This window comes from Streptomyces sp. NPDC050759 (genome assembly GCF_044456945.1).
GTDB lineage: Bacteria > Actinomycetota > Actinomycetes > Streptomycetales > Streptomycetaceae > Streptomyces.
Genome location: NZ_JBITGI010000001.1, coordinates 510,257 through 524,575 on the forward strand (window position 1 = coordinate 510,257; position 14,319 = coordinate 524,575).

General features: G+C 72.1%; 12 protein-coding genes and 1 pseudogene. 6 read left to right on the forward strand and 7 right to left on the reverse strand.

What is annotated here, in order from left to right:
• Positions 1–72: 72 nt before the first annotated feature.
• A complete protein-coding gene (locus tag ACIBJB_RS02280) occupies positions 73–2,502 on the reverse strand; it encodes a glycoside hydrolase family 3 protein (protein WP_398925623.1) in 2,430 nt (809 codons plus the stop codon).
• A 104-nt stretch (positions 2,503–2,606) separates the two neighbouring features.
• On the opposite strand from ACIBJB_RS02280, the gene ACIBJB_RS02285 reads away from it, so the two are divergent.
• From ACIBJB_RS02285 to ACIBJB_RS02295, 3 genes and pseudogenes are all read left to right on the forward strand, one after another.
• Positions 2,607–3,188, forward strand: a complete 582-nt coding sequence (locus tag ACIBJB_RS02285) for a TetR/AcrR family transcriptional regulator (protein ID WP_398925625.1) — start codon at positions 2,607–2,609, stop codon at positions 3,186–3,188.
• Positions 3,182–3,457 (forward strand): annotated as a pseudogene (locus tag ACIBJB_RS02290) (LysR substrate-binding domain-containing protein); the annotation flags it as partial. The gene ACIBJB_RS02285 and the pseudogene ACIBJB_RS02290, both read left to right, overlap by 7 nt.
• A 75-nt stretch (positions 3,458–3,532) precedes the next feature.
• Entirely contained in the window at positions 3,533–4,828 is a 1,296-nt protein-coding gene (locus ACIBJB_RS02295; protein WP_398925627.1) for a pyroglutamyl peptidase, read from the forward strand.
• Here the strand turns inward: ACIBJB_RS02295 and ACIBJB_RS02300 are convergent.
• The 3 genes from ACIBJB_RS02300 to ACIBJB_RS02310 are packed head-to-tail and all read right to left on the reverse strand — an operon-like array spanning position 4,776 to position 6,951.
• A complete protein-coding gene (locus tag ACIBJB_RS02300; protein WP_398925629.1) occupies positions 4,776–5,258 on the reverse strand; it encodes a GNAT family N-acetyltransferase in 483 nt (160 codons plus the stop codon). The two genes, ACIBJB_RS02295 and ACIBJB_RS02300, sit on opposite strands and share 53 nt — an antisense overlap.
• The gene (locus ACIBJB_RS02305) at positions 5,242–6,063 is read right to left on the reverse strand and encodes an EI24 domain-containing protein (RefSeq protein ID WP_398925631.1); all 822 of its coding nucleotides are present in this window, start codon (positions 6,061–6,063) and stop codon (positions 5,242–5,244) included. The genes ACIBJB_RS02300 and ACIBJB_RS02305 overlap by 17 nt, the downstream gene beginning before the upstream one ends.
• 24 nt (positions 6,064–6,087) lie before the next feature.
• On the reverse strand, positions 6,088–6,951 hold the full coding sequence (locus ACIBJB_RS02310; protein ID WP_398925633.1) for a hypothetical protein: 864 nt from the start codon (positions 6,949–6,951) through the stop codon (positions 6,088–6,090).
• 174 nt (positions 6,952–7,125) lie between these two features.
• Here ACIBJB_RS02310 and ACIBJB_RS02315 point away from each other — a divergent pair, with 174 nt between their 5' ends.
• Positions 7,126–9,651, forward strand: coding sequence for a M14 family zinc carboxypeptidase (locus tag ACIBJB_RS02315; RefSeq protein ID WP_398925635.1), 2,526 nt, complete (start codon positions 7,126–7,128; stop codon positions 9,649–9,651).
• A 15-nt stretch (positions 9,652–9,666) separates the two neighbouring features.
• Positions 9,667–10,818, forward strand: coding sequence for a serine hydrolase domain-containing protein (locus ACIBJB_RS02320; RefSeq protein ID WP_398925637.1), 1,152 nt, complete (start codon positions 9,667–9,669; stop codon positions 10,816–10,818).
• Between the two features lie 74 nt (positions 10,819–10,892).
• Here ACIBJB_RS02320 and ACIBJB_RS02325 read toward each other — a convergent pair whose 3' ends face one another.
• Positions 10,893–11,315: an organic hydroperoxide resistance protein gene (locus tag ACIBJB_RS02325; protein WP_398925639.1), complete on the reverse strand. Its 423-nt coding sequence runs from the start codon at positions 11,313–11,315 to the stop codon at positions 10,893–10,895.
• A gap of 106 nt (positions 11,316–11,421) precedes the next feature.
• Positions 11,422–12,420: an NADP-dependent oxidoreductase gene (locus tag ACIBJB_RS02330; RefSeq protein WP_398925641.1), complete on the reverse strand. Its 999-nt coding sequence runs from the start codon at positions 12,418–12,420 to the stop codon at positions 11,422–11,424.
• Positions 12,421–12,511: 91 nt separating this feature from the next.
• On the opposite strand from ACIBJB_RS02330, the gene ACIBJB_RS02335 reads away from it, so the two are divergent.
• Positions 12,512–12,946, forward strand: a complete 435-nt coding sequence (locus ACIBJB_RS02335; RefSeq protein WP_069759237.1) for a MarR family winged helix-turn-helix transcriptional regulator — start codon at positions 12,512–12,514, stop codon at positions 12,944–12,946.
• 73 nt (positions 12,947–13,019) lie between these two features.
• On the opposite strand, the gene ACIBJB_RS02340 is transcribed toward ACIBJB_RS02335, so the two are convergent.
• Complete coding sequence (locus tag ACIBJB_RS02340) at positions 13,020–14,186, reverse strand: hypothetical protein (RefSeq protein WP_398925643.1); 1,167 nt, start codon at positions 14,184–14,186, stop codon at positions 13,020–13,022.
• Positions 14,187–14,319: the final 133 nt, after the last annotated feature.

Sequence of the window (14,319 nt, forward strand, 5' to 3'; positions counted from 1 at the left end):
ACGCACGAGCCCCGGCCCAGGGGTCAGGTCCCGGGCCGGGGCTGGCTTGTGTGAGGGCTGTGCCCCCTCGGATCAGACGTTAATCGTCGCGGTGACCCGGCGGTCGCCGATCGAGCGACCCACCTGGATTTCGTACGAACCCTTCACATACGACCACGATGAGGTCTTCTCGTCCCAGATCTCGAAGGCCCGGTGCGGGATCTCCACGGTGACCTCGACGCTCTCGCCGGGACCGGCCTCGGCCCCCGCGAATCCGGCGAGCCGGCGGGCCGGGCGCTCGGCGTCGGGTCCGGCGGGCGCCAGATAGACCTGGACGACCTCGCGGCCGGCGCGGGAACCGGAGTTGCGCAGCCGGACCCGGACGGTGGTGCCCCGGACCTCGACGGACTCGTAGGTCCAGTCGGTGTAGCCGAGGCCGTGGCCGAAGGGGTAGGCCGGGGTGCGGCCCTCCTTCTCCCAGGCCGCGTACCCGATGAACACGCCCTCGTCGTAGGGGAGTTCGCCGCCCTTGGGGGTGACCCGGGTGACCGGGGCGTCGGCCAGGGTGCCCCAGGTGGTGGGGAGGCGGCCGCCGGGCTCGTGGGCGCCGGTCAGCACGTCGGCGAGGGCCGCGCCGCCCTCCTGGCCGGGGAACCAGCCGAGCAGGACGGCGGCGACGTCCGCACGCCACGGCAGCTCCACCGGGGAGCCGGAGTTGACGACCACGACGGTGTTCGGGTTGGCGGCGGCGACCGCGCGGACCAGCTCGTCCTGGCGGCCCGGGAGCGCGAGGTCCTTCCGGTCGTAGCCTTCGGACTCGACGCGCTCGGTGGTGGCGACCACGACGACGGCCGTGTCGGCGTTGCGCGCCGCCTCGACGGCCTCGGCGATCAGTTCGTCGGGGTCGCGCCGCGGGTCCTGGTGGGCGAGGGAGAACGTGACGACCTTCATCGGGACGTCCTCGGGGAGGACGACGACGTGGGTGAGGGAGACCTCGACCGGTTCGCCCGCGGTCAGTTCGACCTGGGCGCGGGGCTCGGGGGCGCCGAAGAAGGTGACGAAGGGGTCGTCCTCGTCGGTGCGCTGGACGTCGTCGTAGTACGTCGTGCCGTCGACGACCAGTTTGAAGGCGCCGAGTCCCTTGATGCCGAAGGTGTGGGTGCCGCTCTCGCGCGGGGTGAAGGTGCCCGTCAACTCGACGGTGTGCAGCCGGTCGTGGGTGACGCCCTCGGGGAGGTCCGAACCCATCCACTGGATGTGGCCGTTGGGCACGGAGGCCGTGCCGATGACCTCGCCGGCCGCGTCCCGGCAGACCGCTTCGAAGGTGAACCCCTGGTCGGCGACGGCGAGTTCGGTGTTGGGGTCGGCGCCGACGGCGTAGCTGAGGGTGCCCTCGGGGAGGGCGGCGGTGAGGCCGTCGAGCGGGGAGACGATCCGGTCCGGGAAGACGGTGGCGGAGCCGCCGCCGAGGACCCGGGCGTCGCGGGCGGCGGCGCCGATGAGGGCGACCGTGCCTTCCTTCAGCGGGAGCGCGCCCTGGTTGCGGACCAGCACGAAGGAGCGGCGGGCGATCTCGCGGGCCAGTTCGATGCCGTCGACGGTCTCCGGAAGCTCGGTGACGACGGGTTCGGCACCGTCCAGGATGCCGACGCGGGCGGCGAGCCGCAGGACATGGCGTACGGCCGTGTCGACCGCGCTCTCCTCGACCCCCCCGTCCCGGACGGCCCGGGCGAGGGCCTCGCCGTAGACGGTCGTCGGACCGGGCATGGCGACGTCGAGGCCGCCCTCGATGGCGCCCTTGGTGGAACGGGCGGCCATCCAGTCGGAGACGTTGAAGCCGTCGAAGCCCCATTCGCCGCGCAGGACTTCGTTGACCAGGTAATGGTGCTCGGTCATCGTCGTGCCGTTGACCGTGTTGTAGGCGGTCATGATGCCCCACGGGTGGGCGTTGGCGACGATGTGCTCGAAGGGCGCCAAGTAGAGCTCGCGCAGGGCGCGTTCGGAGACCAGGTTGTTCACCGTGAAGCGGTCGGTCTCGGCGTCGTTGGCGACGAAGTGCTTGACGGTGGTGCCGACACCGCCCTCCTGTACGCCGGTGACGTACCCGGCGCCGATCCGTCCGGTCAGATACGGGTCCTCGCTGTAGGCCTCGAAGTGGCGGCCGCCCAGCGGGGAGCGGTGGAGGTTGACGGTGGGGGCCAGCAGGACGTGGACGCCCTTGCGGCGGGCCTCCTGGGCGAGCAGCACGCCTGCGCGGCGGGCGAGTTCCGGGTCCCAGGTGGCGGCCAGCGCGGTCGGGGAGGGCAGGGCGATCGACGGGTCGTCGGCGCTCCAGCGCACGCCCCGGACGCCGATCGGGCCGTCCGACATGACGAGGGAGTCCAGGCCGATCTCGGGGAGCGCGGGCAGGGTCCACATGTCCTGACCGGCGAGGAGCCTCGCCTTGGCGTCGAGGTCGAGCCGGGCCAGCGCCGCCTCGACGGCGGCCTCGCGGGCCTGGTCGGCGGGGGTGGGTGCCGCCATGACGGTGCCTCCTCGTTGAAGTCCGTGCGGGTCCTCTCATCGTGCATCGATTACCTGGTGAGCGGTAGGTTTCGTTATACGGCTGTTATATTCGGGATCTCGGGATGTCGTACGGTGACGCCATGAACGCCAGGACCAGAAGCGAGGAGCGCCGGGCCGAGATCGTCCGGGCGGCCCTGGAGGTCATCGCCGAGCGCGGCTACCGGGGCGCCAGCCTGGCCGCGGTGGCCGAGCGGGTCGGGCTGACCCAGCAGGGGCTGCTGCACCACTTCCCGACGAAGGACGCGCTGCTGGTCGCGGTGCTGGAGGAGCGGGACAAGTGGGACGCGGTGCCGAACGGCAGTTGGCGGGTCGACCTGCTCGCCTCGCTCGTCGAGTACAACGCGATGCGGCCGGGGATCATCCAGACCTTCTCGGCGCTGCTCGGCGAGAGCGTGACGGAAGGGCATCCGGCACGGGAGTACTTCACCGACCGCTACACGCGGGTGCGCGCGTCGATGACGGTGGCCCTGCGCGCCGAGTACGGCGACCGGCTCCCCAACGGGCTGAGCCCCGAACGCACCGCGCCGCTCCTGGTCGCGGTCATGGACGGCCTGCAGTACCAGTGGCTGCTGGACCCCGAGTCGGTGGACATGCCCGGGGCGTTCCGGGACTTTCTGCGACTGCTGGGCGAGACGGCGGACTGAGGTCACGGATCGCGCATGTCGTCGGCGAGTGGACCGCCAAGCAGGGATACGTTGCCGCGGGGCTCGGCGTGACGCTGGTCCCGGCGCTCGCCACGGAGGCCGTGCGGCCGGACGTCGTGCTGCTGCCGGTGCTCGAGGGGGCCCCGGCGCGGGCGGTGTACGCGGCGGTGCTGCGGGGGCGGTCGCCCTCGCCGGCCGTGGAGGCGTTCGTCGGGGCGCTGCGGGAGGCGGCGGGGCGGATTCCCCGCACGTCGGACCCCATGGCGTAGACCACTTCCGTCACGCGATACTGCCGTCGTCCGGCACCACTCGCGCCCCACAGCGACGGAAGGACCTGAACTCCCTTGATGCCACTGCGTGTTCGGATCGGAATCCTCGGACTTGTCCTGCTGGCGGGGTCGGCGGCCCCCGCGAGCCCGGCGGCGGCCGCGGCCGCGTCCTCACCCACGGTGGAGGAGCAGCGGCTCGACCAGGCCGTGCCGCGGGAGATCCTCGAACGGTCCGGATTCGACGCCGTGCCGCTCCGCTTCACGCGGGCGCTCGGAACGGCACGTTCCTACGCGGAGGCGCGGAAGGTCGTCGTACGGCAGGGGTCCGCGCTGTGGCAGCGGGCCGTCGACCGGGCGCAGGGGCGGGGGCCGGCCGAATTAGATGGGCGCGAAGCGCTTCCTTGGAAGGGTGGTGGTGGGCGACGGGTGGGCCTGAGCCGGGACGACGATCGGCCCCTGTACTGGGCGCGGTTGGGGATGACCCGTGAAGTGCGGACCTGGGAGCCGTCCTTCGGGCTCTCCGAGGCACAACGTGCCGCACTGCTAGGCGAGTTGGAGCGGACCTCGCGAGGGCAGACCACTGTGCGGTATCCCGGCGGGGACCGGCTGAAGCGGGTCCTGGTGACCGGGTTCGATCCGTTCACGCTGGACCGGGACATCCGGATCTCGAATCCGTCCGGGGCGAGTGCGCTCGCGCTCGACGGGACGGTGATCGAGACGGCGGAGGGTCCTGCGCGGGTGGAGACCGTCGTCTTCCCCGTGCGGTGGCAGGACTTCACGGACCAGACCGTGGAGCGGGCGCTGCGGCCGTATCTGAAGAAGGTGGATCTCTTCACGACCGTGAGTCAGGGGCGGGTGGGACGGTTCGACGTCGAGCGGACCAACGGGGCCTGGCGGGGCGGCTTCCCGGACAACGACAACGTCGGGGTGACGGGGGTGGTGCCGGTCCCGGATCCCGCCTCGCAACCGCAGTGGACGTCGACGACGCTGCCGTACAAGGCGATCGTGGACGCGGACACCGGGCGATTCCCCGTCTACGACAACACGAGCGTGACCGAGATCCCTGCGGGCGAGACCGTGCCCGTCGTACGGGCGGACGGGCCGACCGCGGGGTCCACTGCGCGGGCCGGGGGCGGCGGGAACTATCTCTCCAACGAGATCGCCTACCGGGTCACCCTGCTGCGGGACCGGCTCGGACTGCACGACGAGCTGCCGGGTGGGCATGTGCACACGCCCGTCCTGGAGTTCGGGGCCGGAAACACGGATCCCGCGACGGGGGCGGTGACCGATCCGGGGTTCGTGAAGAACCGGCTGGACATCATCGCGCAGGTGCGGGCGATTCTGGTGGTGGCGGTGGAGAAGGCCACTTGAGGTAGGTCGCCGTCTCTGTGAAACCCAGGCGGCGGTAGAAGTCGGCAGCCCTGCGCGTCGGCACGGTGATCTCCACGTCCTGGGCGTGCCGCGCGCGGTCCTGCATGGCCCGGACGAGCCGGGAGCCCGTACCGAGGCCGCGCTGGGACGTGTCCACGGCGAGTTCGAGGAGTTCGAGGACCATGCCGCCCGCGAACAGGGTCGGCATGCGTGCCGCGTAGGCGTAGCCGATCACCTGGGTGTTCCGCTCCGCCACCAGGAACTCGGCGCGCCCCTCGGCGGACGCCCGCAGGACCTCGGGAAAGGTGACGGTCGTGAAGCGGGCGGGGTCGGGGCGGTAGGTGGTCACCAAGTCGGCGAGGAGGCGGAAGACGGCGTCCGCGTCCGTGACCGTCGCCGCGCGGACCGTCGGCTCAGGTGCCGAGTCCACCGGACACCGTCTCCCCGTCGGACTCGTCGGAGTCCTCGGACTCGTCCTCGCCGTCCCGGGTCTCCTCCCCCAGCAGTTCCCGTGCCATCAGCGTCGCCCCCGCCACCGCGCCCGGCATCAGGAACACCGCGACGAAGGGGACCACGAAGGCCAGGGCGAGGGGGGTGCCGAAGCCCCAGATCAGGGTTTTGCGGGAGCGGAGGAGGGTGAGGCGGGCCCGGAGGTCCACGCCTCGGCGCTGGAGGGCCACCGCGGTGAGCTCCTCGGTGAGGAAGAAGCCCGTCACGAAGAAGCCGAGCACCGGGATCAGGGTCTGGCCGACCACGGGGACGAAGCCCAGGGCGAAGAGCAGGACCGCCCACAGGGCGGCCCGGACAACGATGCGGAGGCTGTCCCTCGCCGAGATCCACAGCTCGCGCCAGAGCGGGAGGCCGGACTCGGGGGCCGTGCCGTCCGGGGAGACGTCCCGGTCGACCTTCTCGGAGAGGTTCTCGTAGAAGGGCTGGCCTATCAGGAGGGTGACCGCCGTGAAGGTGAGGACCGCGAGGAGGAGGGCCAGCGCGAACAGGACCACCGTGAGGAAGCCCCGGAACAGGCCCTGCCACGGGCTCGACCAGTCGTCGGCGAACGGCGTCGCCCAGGACACGAAGTCCTCGCCCCAGGTGGCCAGGGCGACCAGTGCCGCCACGTACAGCACCAGGGTGATCAGGCCCGGGATCAGGCCGAAACCGTACTGCTTGCCGTGCCGGGCCACCCACCGCTGGCCCTTCAGGAGATAGTGGAAGCCCGTCCCGAGATCACGCATGTCCCGAACCCTATCGGGTGCCCGTCAGGCCGGGGATACGGCCACCACCACCCCCTGTTCCGCCGCCGGGGACACCGCAGCCGACACCCTGACCGCCACCGCCCGTGCCACGCTGCCCGCGTGGGAGGCCGCGGCCATCAGCGCGGGCTGGAGCCGCTCCAGGCCGGACACGAAGAGCTCCTCACCGGCGATCAGTACCGGCCGGGCCGCCTTCGCCGCGGCCGCCGCCGCGTCGGTGAGGTCGGCGAGGGGCGGGAGGGTCGCCCGTACGGCCCCCGCACCGGCGGCGGCCGCCCGTTCGGCCAGGGTCACCTGCAGGGGCAGCAGCGGGGCCAGTGCCGCCGTCAACGCGTCGGCGATCCGCCGGAGTTCGGGGGTCGAGTCGCGCAGGACCCCGGTCGCCGCCCGGATCAGGGGAGTCAGGGCCAGCAGTGTTCCCGCGGCCACGCCCGCCGCTGCGGGGATCAACGGCGAGGTCGCCTCGACCAGTTCGCCCAGTGCGGTCGCGAACTCCTCCACCGCCGGCTCCACCGCGTCCAGGACGGGCAGCAGACTGTCGCCCAGCGCCGCCAGCAGCGCCCGCGCCGGTTCGCTGACCGGGTGCACGGCCAGCGGGGCGCCGGTGGTGCCGAGCCGGGTGAGGGTGTCGACGATCCGGTAGAACGCCTCCTGGGCCTGCGGGGACGCGCTCGCCTCGGCCAGTTCCGCCGTCGTCTCGCGCAGGACGCGCAGCACCTCCGGGCCCGAACCGTCCCGGGGATCGAAGGTGTTGATCGCGATCCTGGTGATGTTCTGGGCCGTGTCCAGGAGCTGGCCGGTGATGTCGGTGGTGTTCCGTGCCATGCGCAGTACTTCGTCCCTGCTGGGGAGCGAAGGGATCGTCGCCATGGGCCTCTCCTGTGGACTCGCTCGCCGCCCGCTTCCGCCGCTCTCAGCATGCCCCGTCCGGGCACCCGAGTTGCGCCATCCGTGGCATCCGCGCCACGAACTCCCTCTTGTTGCGGTTGAGTCGAACAGGTACATCTCGCCGTACCGATCTCAGGAAGCCCTCAGGAGGTACGCGTGCACACCACGAGAACCGTTCCTGCGAGACCTGTCCTGCTCATCGCCCTCACCGGCTCGCTGCTGCTCACCCCGAACAACGCGAGCGCCGACCCCGAGCCCCCCACCCGCGAGAGCGCCGGCGACCACGGCGCGGCCCGGGCCCCGGAGAGCGCCACCCGGCGGGCGCTCACCGCCCCCACCACCGGCTTCTCGGACACCACCCGGGGCTATCCCCGCGAGCAGGTCCTCACCCCCGACCCCGTGAACCCGGCGGACAAGTCGGTCAAGCTGGGCCTCACGCCGTACCACGCGATCGCCCCGAGGCTGAACGCGCTCCAGCGGCTGGGCGACCGGGTGAGCGTCGAGGTCGCCGGGCGTTCGGCGGGCGGGCACCGGCTCTACCTGGTCACCGTGACCGCCCCGGAGACCACCGCCCAGGCCCGCGCCCAGGAGCGGATGCGCGAGCTGATCGAGACCGCGCCCGCGACCGCCGCCAAGTCCGCGGAGATCAAGGCCGGTTACAAGGCGCCCGTCTTCTTCAACAACAACATCCACGGCAACGAGTGGGAGGGCACGGACGCCTCCCTGAAGATCGTCGAGCGGCTCGCGACCGCCGAGGACACCCACACGAAGAGCCTTCTCGCCCACTCCCGCCTGTACTTCAACATCACCGCGAACCCCGACGGCCGTATCGCCGGAACCCGCGCGAACGCGAACGGCTTCGACCTGAACCGGGACTTCGTGACCGCCTCGCAGCCCGAGGTGCGGGCGATGCGGCAGATCGAGATCGACAAGCAGCCGGCCGTGATGCTCGACCTGCACGGGTACGTCAACGGCACGCTCATCGAGCCCACCACTCCCCCGCACGGCGAGAACTACGAGTACGACCTCTTCCTCAAGAACACCTACGCCAACGCCCTCGGCATGGAGGCCGCCGTCAACGGCCTCGGCTACACACCCGCGAGGGACGGTGTCGAGCCCGCGCAGATCCCCTTCCGGGACCAGGAGGAGGGCTGGGACGACTGGCCGCCGATCTTCACCCCGCAGTACGCGGCCTTCCACGGCACGGTCGCCGCGCACACGGTCGAGATCCCGCTGGCCGTCAACAACTCCCTCTACGACAGCCTGCCCGTCGCGGAGCTGCGGCGCCGGTCCGCGGTCAACACGGCCGTGGCGGGCGCGGCCATCAGGGCGACGCTCGGCTTCGTGCGGGAGAGGCGCACGTCGCTGATCGCCGACCAGATCGAGGTCTTCCGGCGCGGGGCGGCGGGGGCCGCACAGGTGCCGGTGTCCGAGGAGACGGTCCCCGGGGTGCCGGGCATCGGGCCCGAGGACGTGTACACCACCGACTTCCCCCGCGCGTACGTGATTCCCCCGGGCTCGACGGCCGCCGTCCGGCTCGTCGACCACCTCCTCGCCAACGACGTCCGCGTCAGCCGCGCGAGCCGCGACCTGCGGCTCGGCGGACGGACGTATCCGAAGGGCTCGTACGTCGTCGACATGCGCCAGCCGAAGCGGGGCCTGGCGAACGTGCTGCTCGCGGACGGGCGGGACATCAGCGACAAGGTCTCGGTGATGTACGACATCTCGGGCTGGAGCCTGGGCCGGCTGTGGGGCGCGACGGTCACGCCCGTGACGTCGGGGAGCCTCGCCGGTGCGCCACTGAGGCGCGTCCAGGCCGCCGCGCACGTCGGTCACGTCGCCCCGCGCGGCGATCTGCGGCTGCGGCTGACCGGCCCGCAGGAGATCGCGGCGCTCAACTCACTGCTCGCGCAAGGCGTTTCGGTACGGCGGGCCGCCGACGGCAGTGCCATCGTGCCCGCGTCGGCGCGGGACCGTGCCGCCGAAGCCGCTCGCACCTACGACGTCGTCCTCGACGCGACCCGGCAGGCCGGCACGGCCGAGCTGCACCGCACTCGCGTGGCCGCCGCCGTGACGCCCGGTGAGCTGTTCGCGCTGCGGGAGATGAACTTCGAGGTCACCCCGGTCTCGACGGCCGTCCTGAACGCCGGTTTCGACTGGTCGTCGGTGGACGTGCTGTTCGTGTCGGCGGGGCTGGACCGCGACGCCCTCACCACCGGTGCCCGCACGGCCCTGGACGCCTTCCTGGACGCCGGGCACGGCCTCGTCGGCCGTGGGGTCGCCGGGGCCGAACTGAGCGCGGCCACGGGGCTCCTGGCCGCGAAGCCGGTGGAGGGCAACGGGGACGCCAACGGCGTGGTGCGCGTGGTGAACTCGGGTCCGGTGACGGCCGGGGCCCCGGAACACGGGTTCGTGTACGCGCCGGTCTGGTTCACCGATCTCGGGCCGGGGGTGCGGGTGGAACAGTCGTACGCCACCGGCGGTCCGCTGGTCTCCGGGCACTGGCGGCCCTTGCCGGACGGGTCCGGCGGGCCCGCCGCCGCGGCCGGACAGGCCTCGGTCGTCAGCGGCCCAAGGGCCGTCCTGTTCGGCACCGAGCCTCTCTTCAGGGATCACCCGAAGGGGGAGTTCGCCCAGGTCGGGCGGGCATTGTTCACCATGGCACACGCGAGCAGCGGCTGAGGTTGAGGAGAGCGGATGACGCAGGAGATCCACGGCACCGTCGCGGACGGCTTCGAGGCGGTGCGCGAGCAGTTCGCCGCCTTCGTGGCGGGCGAACGGCCCGACTACGAGGGGCAGTTGAGCGCGTATGTGCACGGTCGGCGGGTCGTCGACCTGTGGGCGGGCGAGGGCGTCGGACCGGACTCCCTCTACGGCGTGTTCTCGTCGACCAAGGGTGCCGCCCATCTCGTGGCCGCGCTCCTGATCCAGGAGGGCACGCTGGAGCTGGACCGCAAAGTGACCTACTACTGGCCGGAGTTCGGGGCCGAGGGCAAGGGCCAGCTGACCCTGCGTGATCTGCTGGCGCACCGGGCCGGGGTGATCGGCCTGGACGCCGGGTTCAGCGCGCAGGAGCTGACGGACGACCGGGCGGTGGCGGAGCGGCTCGCGGACCAGAAGCCGTTCTGGCGCCCCGGCACGGCGTTCGGGTATCACGCGCTGGTGATCGGCGCGCTCAGCGGTGAGATCGTGCGCCGGGCGACGGGCCGTTCGCTCCAGGAGGTGTACGAGGAGCGGATCCGGGCGCCGTACGGCCTGGACTTCCACCTGGGGCTGCCCGAGGCGCTGGAACCCCGTTACCGCTCGGTGCAGCCGATGGCCCCGACCGCCGAGCAGCAGGCCCTGCTGGACGCGGCGCCGACAGGTCCGCACACCCTGGCCGCGATCGCCTTCAACCAGCAGGTGCCGGACCCGGGCGACCTGGTCGGCTACGCCAACTCCCGTGCCGTACGGGCGAAGGGGCCGGCGTCGGCGGGCGGCGTGGCGGCCGCGCGCGGGCTGGCCGGGATGTACGCGGCGGCGATCAGCGAAGTGGCCGACCGGCCACCCCTGTTGAAGCCGGACACCATCGCGGAGGTGGGCCAGATCCAGTCCGTCGGCTACGACCTGGTGGCCCGCGCCCACAAGTCGTACGGCCTGGGCTTCCAGGCCACCGCCGACATGTGGCACCCCTTCCTGGGTGCCGGTTCCTTCGGTCACAGCGGCGCCGGCGGTTCCCAGGCCTTCGCCGATCCCCGCAGTGGCCTGGCCTACGGCTACACCCGGCGCCGGATGGCGTTCCCGGGAGGGGCGGCGCCGGAGAACGAGCGGTTCGTGAGGGCCGTACACCAGGCGGCTCTGGCCGTGTGAGCCGCAGGGCATGAGCGGAGGCGGCACCCCACGTCCAGGAGTGCCGCCTCCGCCTGTACGACCAACGAGCTCCGTCAGGCGAGCGTCACGGTGATGTTCCCGCGGGTCGCCTTCGAGTACGGGCAGACCTGGTGGGCCTTCTCGAGGAGGGCCCGGGCCGTGGCCGCGTCGAGGTTCGGGAGGGTCGCCGAGATCTCGACGATCAGCCCGAAGCCGTCGCTGTTCCTGCCGATGCCGACCTTCGCGGTGACCGTCGAGCCGGAGATGTCGGCCTTCTCCTGGCGGGCGACGACGCCGAGGGCGCCCTGGAAGCAGGCGCTGTATCCGGCGGCGAAGAGCTGCTCCGGGTTGGTTCCGCTGCCGCTGCCGCCCATCTCCTTGGGCGGGTTGACGACCACGTCGAGCCTGCCGTCATCGGTGGCGACACGGCCGTCGCGGCCGTTCTCGGCGGTGGCGACGGCGGTGTACAGGACGTCGGACTGCTGGATTTGCGGCATGCGGGTGTCTTCCTCCTCGGTCCGCCGCGACTCGCGCCCACGATCGACGGCGGAATTCGGAAAGAAGTTACCGCATGCCGGAAATCCAGCACAGGGGTCACAGGGATCAGAGCTTGACGATCATCTTTCCGGTGTTGTCGCCGCGCAGGACCCCGAGGAACGCCTCCAGGTTGTTCTCGATGCCCTCGACGACCGTCTCGCGGTACTTGAGCTCTCCGGACGCCACCCACGGGCCGACCTCGGAGACGAACTCCGGCTGGAGGTCGTAGTGGTCGCCGACGAGGAAGCCCTCGATACGGCCGCGGGTCTGGATCAGCCGGGCGAGGTTGCGCGGGCCGGGAGCGGCCTCGGTGTTGTTGTATACGGAGATCATGCCGCAGACCGCGATCCGGCCGCCCTGGTTGAGGGAGCCGATGGCGGCCTCCAGGTGGTCGCCGCCGACGTTGTCGAAGTAGATGTCGACGCCGTCCGGGGCCGCCTCGCGCAGCTGGTCGCTGACCTTGCCGTTCTTGTAGTTGAAGGCCGCGTCGAAGCCGTACTCCTCGAGGAGCAGCTTGACCTTCTCATCCGAGCCGGCGGAGCCGATGACCCGGGAGGCGCCCTTGAGCTTGGCGATCTGGCCGACCTGGCTGCCGACGGCACCGGCGGCGCCGGAGACGAAGACCGAGTCGCCCTCCTTGAAGGAGGCGGTGCGCAGGAGGCCCGCGTAGGCGGTGAGGCCGGTCATGCCGAGGACGCCGAGGTACGTCGACAGGGGCGCGGCGTCCGCGTCCACCTTGACGGCGCTCTCGGCGCGTACGACCGCGTACTCGCGCCAGCCGAAGAAGTGCAGCAGGTGGTCGCCCACGGCGATGCCCTCGGCGTGGGACTCCACGACCTCGCCGACCGCGCCGCCCTGCATGACCTTGCCGAGCTCGAAGGGCGCGGTGTACGACTTCGCGGCGCTCATGCGGCCGCGCATGTACGGGTCGACGGAGAGGTACTTGTTCCGGACCAGCACCTGACCCTCACCGGGGGTCGGGACCTCGGCTTCGACCAGGGCGAAGTCCTCCGGCTTGGGCCAGCCGACCGGGCGGGAGAGGAGGTGCCATTCGCGGTTGATCATGATGCCTGGACCTTTCCATTTACTTCAGTACCTGAAACAACCATGCCTCTGAATATTTCAGGTTGTCAAGTAAAGGGGTACCCTGGATCCCATGCCCACTCCTCACAAGACCCGGCCCGACGCGCTGACCATGGAAGTCGTGGAGCTCATCGGGGACGTGGTGGCCCGCTTCTACTCGGACTACGAGGACGCGGCCGCGGAGCACCTCCTCACCGGGGCGCAGGCGCGGCTGTTGAGTCTGCTGTCCCTCGAGCCGCTGCCCATGCGCAAGCTGGCCCAGAAACTGAAGTGCGAGCCGTCGAACGTCACCGGGATAGTGGACCGCCTTGAGGCACGCGGGCTGGTGGAGCGGCGGCCCGATCCCGCGGACCGGCGCGTCAAGGTGGCGGCGGCGACGGAGGCGGGGGTCCAGGTGGCCCGGGAGCTGCGGGAGGGGCTGCGGTTCGCGCGGGAGCCGCTCGCGGGGTTGTCGCAGGGGGAACGGGAGTCCCTTCGGGACCTGCTGCGACGGATGCGGGACGCGTAGGCGCCGTGCGGGGTGCCGCGAGTGCGGTTACGGCCGTTCAGCTGTACGCCTTCGCTTCACCTGAGCGAAGGCGTCACGTGCACCACCACAGGAAACGGTTGCATTCCGACGGGGATGGGCTCGGGGCCGCGGTGGTGGGGGTGGCGGTGGGGGCCGAGCCGCCACTCGTGGACGTAGCTGTCGCGGTGGGGGTCGACGCACCGGACGTTTTGGTGGGCGCCGACTGATTGCCGGGGCTCTTGCTCGCGTCGGCGCCCCCGCTCTTGGACGCGGAGGCCGACGGGGACTCGGAGACCTTCGGGGAGGGCGATCCCGAAGGAACGGTTCCACTGGAGTCGGCGGCCGTCGACGCCGACTCGCTCGCCTCCGGGGAGGCGCCGCCCTCGGCCGACTCCCCGCCCGCGGCAGCCGGCTTGGGGGAGGATCCCGGGGCGTCCATGCCCAGCTCCGCGAGGCTCAGACCGCCGGCCGCGAGCACGAACCCGGCGGCGACCAGCAGGGTCCGGCGGCGACGCCTGCGGTGGGCGGCTGCTTTGCGGTCGCGACGACTGGCTCCGCCGGTGGGGTCGTCGGGGTTGTCCTCGTCGTACTCGTCGGCGTAGCCGTCTTCGGTTTCCGTGGAGGAGGCGGGACCGTCGGCGCTCTCCGCACTGCGGCCCCGCGCACGCCGCCGCGAGGCCCGGCCACCCGTCGGCCGCGCCGCGCCGCCGCTCACGTCGGCCTCGACGTCGGCATCCGAGCCGGTGTCTCCCCCGACACCGGGGCCGGAGCCGGTGTCCGCCCCGGTCGAGCCGTAGCCCGCCCCGATCTCCGCCGACCCACCACCTGCGGGGTCGTCCGCACGAGGGGCGGCCCCGTGACCGCCGACGCCGTGCGCCACGCCACCCTGGGCGTCGCCGCCATACCCCGCACCGCTCCCGCCACCCGGGCCGTACGAGGCGGGGCCGTGCCCGTCTCCGCCGTACGGCGTGGCCTCGTCGCCGCCTCCGCCGTACGAAGAAGTCGCGCCCGTGCCGGTGGCTGTGCCGTATGCCGGGGCCACCACCTGATCGGCGCCCGGGCCGTACCCCCCGGCCATCCCCTGGCCGCCGTACACACCCGTCCCGCCCGCGTCCCCGTGGATGCCGAACCCCGCCGCCGTCGCCTCATGGCCCGCGTACGCGCCCGCGTGGGCGTCCTGCGCGAGGGAAGGGCCGCCGTACTGCTCCCCGGCTCCGTACGCCCCGTACGCCGGAGTCACCGAGGGCTCCTGCGGCCCGCCCTGGGCCGGTACACGGGGGGTGCCGCACCCCGGGCAGGCGAGGGCGCCATTGAGGTGCCGTCGGCACGGGTTGCAGTAGTCCATGACGCGGGAAGACTAAGTTCCTCTCACG

Coding starts and splice junctions, on each gene's coding strand:
- ACIBJB_RS02280 (WP_398925623.1), bottom strand. CDS start 2,502: ATGGCGGCACCCACCCCCGCCGACCAGGCCCGCGAGGCCGCCGTCGAG.
- ACIBJB_RS02285 (WP_398925625.1), top strand. CDS start 2,607: ATGTCGTACGGTGACGCCATGAACGCCAGGACCAGAAGCGAGGAGCGC.
- ACIBJB_RS02305 (WP_398925631.1), bottom strand. CDS start 6,063: ATGCGTGATCTCGGGACGGGCTTCCACTATCTCCTGAAGGGCCAGCGG.
- ACIBJB_RS02310 (WP_398925633.1), bottom strand. CDS start 6,951: ATGGCGACGATCCCTTCGCTCCCCAGCAGGGACGAAGTACTGCGCATG.
- ACIBJB_RS02320 (WP_398925637.1), top strand. CDS start 9,667: ATGACGCAGGAGATCCACGGCACCGTCGCGGACGGCTTCGAGGCGGTG.
- ACIBJB_RS02325 (WP_398925639.1), bottom strand. CDS start 11,315: ATGCCGCAAATCCAGCAGTCCGACGTCCTGTACACCGCCGTCGCCACC.
- ACIBJB_RS02330 (WP_398925641.1), bottom strand. CDS start 12,420: ATGATCAACCGCGAATGGCACCTCCTCTCCCGCCCGGTCGGCTGGCCC.
- ACIBJB_RS02335 (WP_069759237.1), top strand. CDS start 12,512: ATGCCCACTCCTCACAAGACCCGGCCCGACGCGCTGACCATGGAAGTC.